Source organism: Cellulomonas sp. zg-ZUI22 (assembly GCF_017353535.1).
Lineage (GTDB): Bacteria > Actinomycetota > Actinomycetes > Actinomycetales > Cellulomonadaceae > Cellulomonas > Cellulomonas wangleii.
This window is the reverse complement of the sequence record NZ_JAFMUZ010000008.1, coordinates 147,344-160,118: the sequence shown is the minus strand read 5'-3', so window position 1 is coordinate 160,118 and position 12,775 is coordinate 147,344. Positions and strand designations below refer to the sequence as shown.

Genomic DNA, 12,775 nt, shown 5'->3' with positions numbered 1-12,775 from the left:
TGACGCACCGGTCGTGTCCCGGTCAGCCGTCGACGAGCCGGCCGTCGGCCAGGTGCACGACCCGGTCCGCCAGGGCGACCATCACCGGGTCGTGGGTCGAGACGATCGCGGTCATGCCCTCGGCCTCGACGACCGCACGGATCAGCGCCATGACCGCCCGGCCCGTCTCGGAGTCGAGCTGCCCGGTCGGCTCGTCGGCGATGAGCAGGCGCGGGGAGTTGGCCAGGGCGCGCGCGATGGCGACGCGCTGCTGCTGCCCGCCGGACAGCTGCCCGGGGCGCTGCTTGGCGTGCGGCCCGAGCCCGACCAGGTCCAGCAGCAGCTGGACCCTCGCCTCGCGCTCGTCGACCGGGGTGCGTCGCATCCGCAGCGGCACCCCGACGTTCTCGGCCGCCGTCAGCACGGGCACCAGGCCGAACGTCTGGAACACGAACGCGACGACGTCACGCCGCAGGGAGACCAGGCCGCGCTCGTCGAGCGACGACACCTCCCGGCCCGCGACCTCGATGCGCCCGGCGTCGGGGCGGTCCAGACCGCCGATGGTGTTGAGCAGCGTCGTCTTGCCCGACCCCGAGCGCCCGACGAGCGCGACGAGCTCACCCGGGGCGACCTCGAGGGACACGTCGCGCAGCGCGTGCACGGCGGCGTGGCCGCTGCCGAAGGTGCGGTCCACGTGCTCGACGCGCACGAGCGGTGCCTGCGCGCCCGGGGTGGTCCCCGCCGCGGCGGTGGTGGTGGCGGTCATCGGGCTCTCCGTCCGTGTCCGGGGTGGTCCTCGCCCTGCTGCGCCGTCGCCGGGGTGGTCGTCGGGGCTGCCGCGGCGGGGGTGTCGTGCCCGCGGCGGACCGCGACGTGCGACTGCTCGAGCGTGAGCCGCACCCGGCCGACCAGCTCGAGCGTCTCGCGGTACTCCTGCGGCAGCTGCACGCGCCCGGCGCGGTCCAGCACGGCGAACTCCTCGGCCACCTCGTGCTCGGTGCCGTCGTCGCGGGTCGCGGTGCGGCGCAGCACCTCCGAGCTCGTGCGGCCGTCGCGGATCGCGACCGTGCGCTGCACGTGGTCGCTGACCCCCGGGTCGTGCGTCACGACCACGACGGTGGTGCCCAGGTCGCGGTTGACGGCCCGCATCGCCTCCAGCACGTCCGCGGAGGTCGCGGTGTCGAGCTCACCGGTGGGCTCGTCGGCGAACAGGACGCGCGGGGCGTTGGCCAGGCCGACGGCGATCGCGACGCGCTGCTGCTCACCGCCGGACATCTGCCCCGGGCGGCGGTCCGCGCAGTACGCCACGCCGAGCACGTCCAGCAGGGCGTCGGCCTCGGTGCGGCGCTGCTTGCGCGGCCTGCCCGCCAGCGCCATGGGCAGGGCCACGTTCTCCGCCGCCGTCAGGTACGGCACGAGGTTGCGTGCGGTCTGCTGCCACACGAACCCGACCGTGGAGCGGCGGTACTCCACGCGCTCGCGGGCGGTCATCGTCATGAGGTCCCACTCGCCGACGCGCACGTTGCCGGCGGTCGGCACGTCGAGCCCGGACAGCACCGACAGCAGCGTCGACTTGCCGGAGCCGGACGCGCCGACGACGGCGATCATCTCGCCCTCGTCGACGAGCAGGTCCAGCCCTTGCAGGGCCTGCACCTCGATGCCCTCGGCCTGGTAGATGCGCACGAGCGACTCGCACACGATGAGCGACGTGCGCCCGAACGCCTCCGGGCGTGCCCGCGCACGTTCCTCCAGCGTCGCCAGGCTCGTCCGGGGTGCGTCCTGCTGCACCGTCGTCCCGTGGTCCATGGCCTGCTCCATCCTGGTCATCGTTCACCCACCCGCAGCACTTCCCCGAGCCGGTCCCGGCGGCGGACGGCCCGCTCGACGGCGACGGCCACCACGAGCGCGACCAGCAGCGCGGCGACCGCCACGCTGATCGGCCACCACGTGACGTCGATCGTGGTCCCGCGCGGCTCACCCGTCAGCCGGCGCAGGCCGAGGGACCCGCCGATCAGCGCCGGCAGCCCCAGCCCGATCACGCAGCCGCCCAGCAGGCCGCCGAGCACTAGCGGGGCCAGCTCCCCGAGCGTCGCCCACCGGGCCGTCCGCCCGTCCAGCCCGAGGGTGCGCAGGGCGGACAGGGTCCGTCCCCGCTCCCGCGCGGTCGCGACCACCACCAGCACCAGTGCGAGGACAGCCAGCGCGGCCAGCAGGCCCGTCGCCGCCAGGAACGTGGCCGTCAGCGCCGAGGGCAGCGTCGACTGCGACCAGGCCTGGTACCAGCCGTCGCGGGTCGTCACGACCAGGCCCGACGTGGCGGGCGGGGCGATCTTCTCGGCCGCCACCGCGGCCACGGCGCCCGGGCCGGCGAGCCACACGCGGTCGACGCTCGCCTCCTGCGCCGTGACGTCGGCGAGCACCTGGCGGTCGACGACGACGATCCCGTCGTCCGGTCGGCCGAAGCGGATGGCCGCGCGCGTGTCCAGCGGCGGCGCCCCGGCGTCGGCGGTCAGGTCGGTGGCCCCCCGCACGTCCAGCCGGATCGTGGCGTTGAGCGCCGTCATGACCTGCTCGGTGCCCTCCGTGCCGGCCTTCGCCAGCAGGTCCCCGCCCACCAGCGCGGGGACGGTGCCGGCGGGTCCCGGCTCCGCCAGCGCCGCCAGGCCGGCCACCTCGGGCAGGCCCTGGGCGCGGCGCACGGCGTCGAGCTCGGCGGCGTCGACGACCACGAGCGTCGCCTTCAGGCCGGTCCGCTCACCGAACGCGCGCTTGCCCACCTGCGATCCCGTCGCGACGGTCGTGACGCCGGGCGCCCCCCGCAGCCGGTCGAGCAGCTCCGCGCCGCCGGCGGCGGCGATCGCACCGTCGATCCGGACGGGTGCGCCGACGAGCTCGTCCGCCGCCAGCCGCTGCCCGGTCCGCACCGTCTGCACGACGGTGCCCGACAGGACGACCAGGGCCACGGCGACCGTGACGGTGAGCAGGGGGACGACCGCGCTGGTGGCGCCGTGCGCGCGGGCGACGGCGAGCGGCGCCGCGAGGCCACGGGACCGCCCCGCCCAGCGGGCCGCCGCGCGGACCACGGCGGGGGAGACCCGGACGACCACCAGGGCCGCGGCGGATGCCAGGAGCACCGGTGCGGCGGCGAGCAGCGGGTCGATCTCGCCGGACTCGAGCGGGACCACGCCGCGCCCGGTCACGGCGATCAGGGCTGCCACCGCGAGGGTCACGACCACGCCCTCGACGACGAGCCGGCGAGCACCGCGGCGCGCCTGCTGCGCGGCACGGTCCCGACGGTCCGCCGGGACGCGGCGACCGTTCGCGGCCTGCGCGGCGGTGCGTGCCGCGAGCACGGCCGGTGCGCCGGCGGCCACGAGGGCGACGGCCACCGTGAGCAGGGCCGAGCCCTGCTGGTCGGGCAGCCAGAGGAGGACCGCGCCGGCGGCGAGCACGGCGGCGAGCAGGACGACGGGGACCGACTCGACGAGCGCGCGGAACGCGACGGACGCGATCGACGCGCCGCGGGCGCGCTCGGCCGCGAAGTACGTGCGGCGGCGCTCCGTGAGGAGCGAGGCGGTGAGCACGAGGCACAGGGCAGCGGTGGTGGCCACGCCCGCGAGCACCAGGGACACCAGCGCCCGCGCTGCGGCCATGCCGGCGTCGAACGCCTCGACGACCCCCGGCAGGCCGGTCTGGAGGCGTCCGGTGGTGGCCGAGGTCCGCATGACGTCGGTGACCAGCGCGTGCGCGTCGCTGACCGTCATCCCGTCGGTGCGCACGGCGGCACGTGCCGAGCTGCGGACAGCGCGCTCGCCCACCACCCCGACCATGTCGGGGACCGCGGCGAACGGCACGTACGCCGAGACCCGCATCTCGACGGGCGCCCCGGGCGCCGAGGTCAGGGCCCCGAGGAGCCCGGGGTGGTCCTCCCAGATCGGGGACGTCGGGTCGACGGGCTCGTAGAGGCCCGTCACCACGACGTGGTCGTAGCCGCCGGGCTCGTCACGGCGCATCGTCATCGGACCGTCGGCCAGCGTGATCCCCAGCGCGGCGGCGGCCGCCGTGCTGAGGCCGACCTGCACGGTGAGCGGGTTCGCCGCCTCCGCGCCGCTCGGGTCCTCGGCCTCGTCCGGCTGGTCGGGGAGGTCCGCGGGGGCGGTGCCGACCACCCAGCGCACCGGCTCCGTGTCGGCCCCCGGGGTGGCGACGTGCACGAGGTCCGCGGCGAACGCACCCTCGGGCGTCCGCATGACGGTGTACGCGGAGGAGATCGTCACCACCGGGGGGTGCGTGACGTCCCCGAACTGGTAGAGCAGCCACCCCGCCGACTCGTAGCTGAGGGTCACCGGGTCCCTCGGTCCCTCCCCGTACGGGTCGGGCATGGCGCGCGCCAGCAGGTCGGCGTCGTCGCCGGCCGCGAGGATGCTCTCCTGCACCGCTCGGTCCGCCGTGCGCTCCAGCAGGCGGGGGACCGCCGACGTCAGGATGAGGGAGGCGAGCAGCAGGACCGCGCTGCCGATCAGCAGGCCCTTGTCCTGCGCGGCTCGCCGCCGCGCGACCAGCAGGGCGTCGCCGGTGGTGGCCCGGGCCAGGGCGCGTGTGGCGGTGGTCGTGCTCATCGGTCGTCCCCCAGCCGCAGGAGCGCCCCCGAGGCGCGTCGGACCAGCGCCGCGGCGAGCACGGCGACGACCGCGCAGGCGGCGGCAGCCAGCCCGGTCGTCAGGGCGAGCGACGCCCCCGGGTCCCACACGAGCACCGGGGCCGGCACCGGTCGGCGGCCGTCGGTGGACACCGTGAGGATGGGGGCGACGACGCGGGCCAGGCCGTACCCGATGGCCGCGCCGGCGACGGCACCGAGCGCGACCAGCAGCGCGTGCTCGCCGACGAGCCCGGCCACGAGCGAGCGCCGTCCTGCGCCGAGAGCCTGCAGCCTCGCGAGCTCCAGGCGCCGCGACCGCACGGCCGCGGCGGTGCTCGCGCCGAGGCCCACGAGCACGAGCACGAGGGTGGCGCCGGTGACCAGTGAGAGCGCGGCGGGCACGGCGACACGCAGGGGCCCGGCGACCGCCGCCTCCCGCTCGGTGACGCGGACCGTGGCGGTCGCCCCGGTCGAGCGGGCGATCTCCGCGGCGAGGACGGGCGCGGCCTCGTCGGGCGCCGTGAGCCACCAGGCGTCCACGAGCGGGTCCGTCCCGCCGGCCTCGGTGACCGCACGGGCGAGCGCTGTGCGGTCGGCCAGCAGGGCGGGTCCCCGGGGTGTCCCCGGCAGGTGGGGCGTGACCTCCTGGATCTTGGCGCTGATCTGCGCACCACCGGCGCGCAGGACGAGCACGGCACCCTTGCCGGAGGCGGCGCGCTCGGCCAACGACGAGGTGACGACGACGGGCAGCGTCGGGGAGGAGGGCCACGCGTGGGCCACGAGCACACCGTTGCCGTTGACCAGGCTCACCATGTCGAACGCGCCGTCGACCACGAGCGCGTTCACCGGGTGGGACGAGGCGGTGGGCACGGCGGCGGCCTCCCCGGTCCCGACCTCCCGGCGGGTCCCGTCGGTGGTCGCCGACCCCTGCCATCCCGACGCGGTCGTCTCCACGGCGGTGCCGTCGGTCTCGGAGGCCGTGAGCGCCTCGCTGTCCGACCCCGCACCGACCGTGCGGTCGACCACGCGCAGGTCGTGCAGCGCCACCCCGATCCGGCCCAGCCGGTCGTGTCCCTGCGCCCCGTCCGGCACCTCCGCCGGTACCGCCTGCAGCCCGACGACGCCCCGCAGCGCGACCAGTCGCAGCGGTCCGCGCGACCGCGGGACCTCGAGCACCAGCAGCGACGGCGAGCCGAGCGACAGCTCCGGTGCGCTCAGCCAGGAGCGGACCCCGACCTCGTCCTCGATGGCGAGCTGGAGGTCGACGCGGCCCTCGGCGTACGGCTGCGTGCCGGGCGTCACGGTCGCGACGATCCACTGGGGCTCGCCCGGCAGCGGCACGCCGGGTGCGTCCTGCCCCGTGGTCCCGCCCAGCCCGTCGACGAGCGTCGCCCACGACGGGTCCGACCGGCCGCGCAGCGCACCGGGGTCGGTGGTGTCGGCCGCGACGAGGCGGGCCTCGATCGACGCGGTGCCTCGGTCCGGTCCGAGGTTGCGCCCGAGGTTCGCCGTCCGGTCGACCACCGGCTGCAGCCGGGTGCCCGGGGGCGCGTCCGCCAGCCCGGCGCGCACGTCCGCCGACCCTGTCAGCCGCTCGGACGGCTGCCCGTCGATGCGGGCGTCGGTGCCCAGTGCCAGGTCGACCTGCTCCAGCTGGGACTCGCGCCAGGTCGCCTGGAAGGCCTGGGAGAAGGTCGCGGCGCCGACGGCGAGGACGACCACGAGCGTGGTGCCCGTGGCGGCGGCCGTCCGGCGCGACACCTGCCACGCCGCGAGCGGCGCGACCAGCGACCGGCTGCGGCGCGCGAGCACGTCCGCCCCGTTGGCCACGGGCCCCACCAGCCGCAGCGCGAGCACGGCGGCGGCGAGGGCGACCAGCGCGGGTCCGGCCACGAGCACCGGGTCCAGCCGCACGCCGGACGTCCCCTGGGTCAGCGGGGCGCCGTAGTCGACGAGCTGCCACAGGACGACCCCGGCGACCGCGACCAGACCGAGGTCGGCACCCGTCCGCACCAGCGCGGCGTGCGGCGCGGCGCTCGACGAGCCGCTGACGTGCCACGCGGGCACGACGAGCGCGACGGCCAGCACGACCGCGACGGCGCCGCACGCGATCCAGACGGAGGTCGGGACACCGGGTGGTGTCCGCAGGCCGGCCGCCCCGAGCCCGCTGCGGTCGGCGAGGACGTCGAACACGGCGCGTGCCGCCAGCGGGGACACGGCCGCGGTGAGGACCGCGATCAGGGCGGCCTCGGCCACCGCGAGCGAGCGCAGCTGGTGCGGCGCCCCGCCCCGTGCCGCCAGCAGCGCGCCCTCACCGGCGCGGCGCTCGCTGAGCAGCCGTGCGGTGAGCAGCATCACCGTGGTCGCGAGCACGACCAGCAGGAGCCCGACGACGATGACGCCGATGCGGGTCACGGCCAGCTCCCGCGCGGCGGCGTCGATGGTGGTGCCGAGGTCCGTGCGCACGATGCCGCTCACCCCGGCGGCCTTCAGTGCGGCCGACAGGCGCGCCTGGGTGGTGTCCAGCGCCGTCCGCACGTCGGTCAGGGCACCGGGGGTGAGGTCGGTGATGGTCGGGGTGAACAGGACGTTCGCGGTCTCCGTGGTGCCCGCGCCGAGCAGGGTCTCGGGCGTCACGACCACCGGGCCCCAGACGTCGGCCGTCAGCCGTCCCCCGCTCCCGGGGACGGGGAACGCGGCGTCGTGCCCCGTGCCGCCCAGCAGGTCGCGCGACCACTGCAGGCTGCCGCCCGTGAGCACGTGGGTCCCCACGACGACCCAGGTGTCGGTGGTCTGGCCCCCCAGCGTGCGCACCGGGATCTCGGTGCCCGTCGACCAGCCGTAACGCTTCGCGGCGACGTCGGGCACGTTGACCTGGGTGCGGCCCGCGTCGTCCCGGGCGCGCTCCGGCCAGGCCCCGGACAGCAGCTCCGCGTGCTCGGGCACGGCCGGTGTGCTCGCGGGGTACGCCATCGGCGCGGTGCCGCCGCTCGGGTCGCGGGGCAGCATCCACAGGCGGCCCGTGAGCCAGGTCGTCTGCTCGGTCGGGACGTCGCCCAGGGTGTCGCCGATCACGGTCGAGGCGGCGTCGACGGCGGCCTGGACGTCGCGGTTCGACAGGCGGATCTTCGTCTCGAGCGTCAGCTCGGAGTCCGGCACGCGGGCGAGGGCGGCGTCCACCGCGCCGTCGCCCGTCGCGTGCAGCAGGAACGCGAAGGTCCCGAGCAGCGTGGTGGCCACGAAGGTGACCAGGGTGACGGTCGCCAGGACGGCGGCCTGGTCGCGCAGGCGTCCCAGGAGCACCTGCGCCCGCCAGCCCATCTGCGCCACCTCTCGTCCGCGCCGTCGTCGTCGCGCGACCGCACGGCGATGCTAGGCGAGATGAAAGCGCAGGTGGGGGGTGCTCTGACACTCGTTCGGGTGATAGGAAAGGTTGGGTCGGCGGGCGGGTCAATTCCGTGGCGTACGGGGTGCCCCGGGTCCTCCCGGGACACCCCGCACGCGCTGGTCAGGCCTGCGGCGGCCGGGTCATCGCGAGGACGTCCAGCGCCGCGTCGAGCTGCTCGAGCGTGAGGTCGCCGCGCTCGACGAAGCCCAGGTCGAGGGTCGCCTGGCGGATCGTCACCCCCGCCTTCACGGCGTGCTTGGCGATCTTCGCGGCGTTCTCGTAGCCGATGGTGCGGTTCAGCGGCGTCACGATCGACGGGGACGACTCCGCCAGCTCACGTGCGCGCTCGACGTTCGGTGTCGTGCCGGCCACCGTGCGGTCGGCCAGCACGCGCGACGCGTTCGACAGCAGGCGGATCGACTCGAGCACCGCCGAGGCGATCACGGGGATCTGCACGTTGAGCTCGAAGGTGCCGCTGGCACCGGCCCACGCGACCGTCGCGTCGTTGCCGACGACCCGGGAGCAGACCATGAGCACGGCCTCGGGCACCACGGGGTTGACCTTGCCGGGCATGATCGACGACCCGGGCTGCAGGTCGGGCAGGGCGATCTCCGCCAGGCCGGTGTTGGGGCCCGAGCCCATCCAGCGCAGGTCGTTGCAGATCTTGGTCAGGCTCACGGCGATGGTGCGCAGCGCGCCGGACAGCTCCACGAGGCCGTCGCGGGAGGACTGCGCCTCGAAGTGGTCGCGCGCCTCCGTCAGCGGCAGGCCCGTGTCCTCGACCAGCAGCGCGATCACGCGCTGCGGGAAGCCCGCGGGCGTGTTGATGCCGGTGCCGACCGCGGTGCCGCCCAGCGGGACCTCCGCGGCGCGCGGCAGCGCGGCCTGCAGGCGCTCGACGCCGTAGCGCACCGCCGCGGCGTACCCGCCGAACTCCTGGCCCAGCGTCACCGGGGTCGCGTCCATGAGGTGCGTGCGGCCCGACTTCACGACCTGCGCCCAGGCGGTCGCCTTCTCCTCCAGCGCGCCGGCGAGGTGCTCGAGCGCGGGGACGAGGTCGCGCACGACGCCCGCGGTGGCTGCCACGTGCACCGACGTCGGGAAGACGTCGTTCGACGACTGCGACGCGTTGACGTGGTCGTTCGGGTGCACGTCGCGGCCCAGCAGGCGCGTCGCGAGCGTGGCGAGGACCTCGTTGGTGTTCATGTTCGAGCTGGTGCCCGAGCCGGTCTGGTAGACGTCGACCGGGAAGTGGGCGTCGTGGACCCCCGACGCGACCTCGTCCGCGGCGGTGGCGATCGCGTCGGCGACGTCCTGGGGGAGCACACCCAGCTCGGCGTTGGCGCGGGCGGCCGCCTTCTTCACGCGCGCGAGCGCCTCGATGTGGCCGCGCTCCAGGGTGCTCCCGGAGATCGGGAAGTTCTCCACCGCGCGCTGGGTCTGCGCGCGGTACAGCGCGTGGGCGGGCACGCGGACCTCACCCATCGTGTCGTGCTCGATGCGGTACGCGGGCTGGGCGTCGGCCGCGACGTCGGGACCGTTCGTGTCAGTCATGCGCACATCCTTCCACCGCCGCCGCGTCGGGTCGCGCAGGCTTCCGGTGGCGGAACGGTGCAGGTCGTAGTCGTATGTGAAGCACCGTTCGACCCTTCCGACGACGCGAGAGGTCAGGTACCCCCGGTGCGACGACGCGCAGCTCTCCTCGCCCTGGCGCTGGTGGCCCCGCTGGCCGCCTGCGCGTCGGCCGAGGCCGGGCCTCCCACGCTGACGTGGTACATCAACCCCGACTCCGGGGGGCAGGCGCGCATCGCCGCCGAGTGCAGCGACGAGTCCGACGGCGCGTACCGCCTCGAGGTGGCCCTGCTGCCGCGCGACGCCCCGGGGCAGCGCGAGCAGCTCGTCCGGCGGCTCGCGGCCAACGACACGTCGATCGACCTCATGAGCATCGACCCGCCGTTCGTCCCGGAGTTCTCCAACGCGGGCTTCCTGGCCGAGATCCCGGACGACGTGGCGCAGACCGTGACGCAGGACGTGGCCGAGGGGGCCGTCGCGGCCGCCACGTACGGCGACGAGCTCGTCGTCGTGCCGTTCTGGGCCAACACGCAGCTGCTCTGGTACCGCAAGTCCGTGGCCGAGGCCGCAGGCCTGGACATGTCGCAGCCGGTCACGTGGGACCAGATCATCGACGCGGCCGAGCAGCAGGACGTCACGGTCGCGGTCCAGGGCACGCGCGCCGAGTCGCTCACCGTGTGGGTCAACGCGCTGGTCGAGTCCGCCGGCGGGCACATCCTCGAGAACCCCGACGAGGAGGACCCGCAGGCCGTCACCCCGAGCCTCGACAGCGACGCGGGCCGCACCGCTGCGCAGATCATCTCGGACCTCGCCGCCTCGGGTGTCGGGGGGCCGCAGCTCTCCAACGCCGACGAGGACATCAACGCCTCGATGTTCGAGGGCGACTCCGCGGGCTTCATGGTCAACTGGCCGTTCGTCTGGCAGCGCGCCAACGCGGGCGTCGAGTCCGGCAGCCTCGACCGGTCGGTCGTCGACGACTACGGCTGGGCGCTGTACCCGCAGGCGGTCGAGGGCGAGGAGTCCCGCCCGCCGATCGGGGGCGTCACGCTCGGTGTCAGCGCGTTCAGCGAGAACCCCGACCTGGCGTTCGAGGCCGCGCAGTGCATCGTCCAGCCCGAGAAGCAGGCGGAGTACTACCTGTCGGACGGCAACCCGCCCGGGTCCCTCGTGGCGTTCGACGACCCCGAGGTGCAGGAGGCCTTCCCGATGGCCGACCTCATCCGCGAGTCGCTGCAGAACGCCGCACCACGGCCGCAGACGCCGTTCTACAACGAGGTGTCGACGAGCCTGCAGCGCACGTGGCACTCGCCCCGCAGCGTCTCCCCGGACTCCACCCCGGCCTCGGGCGACACGCTCATCACCGACGTCCTGCAGGGGAGGGCACTGCTGTGAGCGCCGCGACCACCACCGTCCCGGCCGCGGCTGACGCGGCCACCGGCGGTCCCCGCAAGCCGCGCCGGTCGGACCGGGCGCGCCAGGAGGCCCGGCTCGGGCTGCTGCTGTGCGCGCCCGCGATCCTCGTCCTCGTCGCCGTCGTGGGGTACCCGATCCTGCAGGCCGTCTGGGACTCGCTGTACAGCTACAAGCTCACCAACCCCGACGCGCGGCGCTTCGTCGGCCTGGAGAACTACGCGCTGATCCTGTCCGACCCGATCTGGTGGCAGGCGCTGTGGGTGACCGTGCTCATCACGGTCGTCACCGTGGTCGTCGAGCTCGTCCTCGGGTTCGCCCTGGCGCTGGTGATGAACAACGCGCTGAGCACCCTGCGTCCCGCGCTGCGCACGGCGATCCTCATCCCGTACGCGATCATCACGGTCGTCTCGGCGTTCGCGTTCCGGTTCATGTTCGACCTGACCAGCGGGTTCATGAACAGCTGGCTGCCGTTCGTGCCCGACGACGTGGACTGGTTCGCGTCGTTCGGCACCGCGATCACGGTCATCTGCATCTCGGAGATCTGGAAGACGACGCCGTTCATCTCGCTGCTGCTGCTGTCGGGGCTCGCACAGGTCCCGGGCGAGCTGCAGGAGGCGGCGAAGGTCGACGGCGCCACGTGGTGGCAGCGGATGCGCCGCGTGACGATCCCGAACATGAAGGCCGCGATCATGGTCGCGCTGCTGTTCCGGGCCCTCGACGCGTTCCGCATCTTCGACAACATCTTCATCATGACGAACGGCGCGGCCGGCACCGAGTCGGTGTCGTTCCTGGCCTACCGGCAGACCATCCAGCGCCTGGAGATCGGCATCGGCTCGGCGGTGTCCGTGCTGCTGACGATCTGCGTCGCGCTCATCGCGCTGCTGTTCGTCAAGGGCTTCAAGGTCAACCTGGCGGCGTCGACGAGGGCGGGACGATGAGCGGGCGGACGAAGGCGTGGTGGTGGGTCGGCGGGATCCTGATCGTCCTGTACTGCCTGTTCCCGGTGGCGTGGATCGTGTCGCTGTCGCTCAAGGCGCCGGCCGACCTCGACGACGGGTCGTTCCTGCCCACGTCGGTGTCGTGGCAGAACTACCAGCTGATCCTCACCGGCGGCGCGTCCGAGCTGTTCCTGCCGGCGCTGCGCAACTCCGTGGGCATCTGCCTCATCGCCACCGGGATCGCGGTCGTGCTGGCGGCGCTGTGCGCGTACGCGGTCGCCCGCCTCGACTTCCCCGGCAAGGCGCTGGTGCTGGGGCTCGCGCTCGGGGTGTCGATGTTCCCCGTCATCTCGATCGTCACGCCGCTGTTCAACATCTGGCGTGCGATCGGGCTGTTCGACACGTGGCCCGGCCTGATCATCCCCTACCTGTCGATCACGCTGCCGCTGTCGATCTGGACGCTCACCGCGTTCTTCCGCGAGATCCCGTGGGAGATGGAGCAGGCGGCGCAGGTCGACGGCGCGACCACGGCGCAGGCCTTCCGCAAGGTCATCGTGCCGCTCGCCGGACCGGGCGTGGCGACCACGGCGATCATCGCCTTCTTCCTCGCGTGGAACGACTTCGTCTACGGCATCTCGCTGACGTCCACCGAGCGCGCCCGGCCCGTGCCGGCGGCGCTCGCGTTCTTCACCGGCGCCTCGCAGTTCGAGGAGCCGACGGGGGCCATCTCGGCCGCCGCGGTCATCGTCACCATCCCCGTCGTCGTGCTGGTCCTGCTGTTCCAGCGCCAGATCGTCGCCGGGCTCACCCAGGGTGCCGTCAAGGGCTGACGGGCCGTCGCAGGAG

Annotated in this window: 8 protein-coding genes; 3 read left to right on the top strand and 5 right to left on the bottom strand. The window is 74.7% G+C overall.

Translation table 11 applies throughout. The annotated features are described in order from the left end of the window. Nucleotides 1–22: 22 nt before the first annotated feature. The 5 genes from J1G43_RS16770 to J1G43_RS16750 form a co-directional block, all read right to left on the bottom strand. The gene (locus tag J1G43_RS16770; RefSeq protein ID WP_207341578.1) at nt 23–745 is read right to left on the bottom strand and encodes an ABC transporter ATP-binding protein; all 723 of its coding nucleotides are present in this window, start codon (nt 743–745) and stop codon (nt 23–25) included. Continuing rightward, nucleotides 742–1,797 carry an ABC transporter ATP-binding protein gene (locus J1G43_RS16765; RefSeq protein WP_242635940.1) on the bottom strand — a complete coding sequence of 352 codons (1,056 nt, stop codon included), beginning with the start codon at nt 1,795–1,797 and terminating at the stop codon, nt 742–744. Before J1G43_RS16765 ends, J1G43_RS16770 begins: the two co-directional genes overlap by 4 nt. 5 nt (nt 1,798–1,802) lie before the next feature. After that, the gene (locus tag J1G43_RS16760) at nt 1,803–4,598 is read right to left on the bottom strand and encodes an FtsX-like permease family protein (protein WP_207378880.1); all 2,796 of its coding nucleotides are present in this window, start codon (nt 4,596–4,598) and stop codon (nt 1,803–1,805) included. After that, nucleotides 4,595–7,939, bottom strand: a complete 3,345-nt coding sequence (locus J1G43_RS16755) for an FtsX-like permease family protein (protein ID WP_242635939.1) — start codon at nt 7,937–7,939, stop codon at nt 4,595–4,597. Before J1G43_RS16755 ends, J1G43_RS16760 begins: the two co-directional genes overlap by 4 nt. A gap of 187 nt (nt 7,940–8,126) precedes the next feature. Then, nucleotides 8,127–9,560: an aspartate ammonia-lyase gene (locus J1G43_RS16750; RefSeq protein ID WP_207341581.1), complete on the bottom strand. Its 1,434-nt coding sequence runs from the start codon at nt 9,558–9,560 to the stop codon at nt 8,127–8,129. A 126-nt stretch (nt 9,561–9,686) separates the two neighbouring features. Here J1G43_RS16750 and J1G43_RS16745 point away from each other — a divergent pair, with 126 nt between their 5' ends. The 3 genes from J1G43_RS16745 to J1G43_RS16735 are packed head-to-tail and all read left to right on the top strand — an operon-like array spanning nt 9,687 to nt 12,759. After that, nucleotides 9,687–10,970 carry an extracellular solute-binding protein gene (locus J1G43_RS16745; RefSeq protein ID WP_207378878.1) on the top strand — a complete coding sequence of 428 codons (1,284 nt, stop codon included), beginning with the start codon at nt 9,687–9,689 and terminating at the stop codon, nt 10,968–10,970. Continuing rightward, entirely contained in the window at nt 10,967–11,929 is a 963-nt protein-coding gene (locus tag J1G43_RS16740) for a carbohydrate ABC transporter permease (protein WP_207341583.1), read from the top strand. The genes J1G43_RS16745 and J1G43_RS16740 overlap by 4 nt, the downstream gene beginning before the upstream one ends. After that, nucleotides 11,926–12,759, top strand: a complete 834-nt coding sequence (locus J1G43_RS16735; protein ID WP_207378877.1) for a carbohydrate ABC transporter permease — start codon at nt 11,926–11,928, stop codon at nt 12,757–12,759. The genes J1G43_RS16740 and J1G43_RS16735 overlap by 4 nt, the downstream gene beginning before the upstream one ends. The last annotated feature ends 16 nt before the right edge of the window (nt 12,760–12,775 follow it).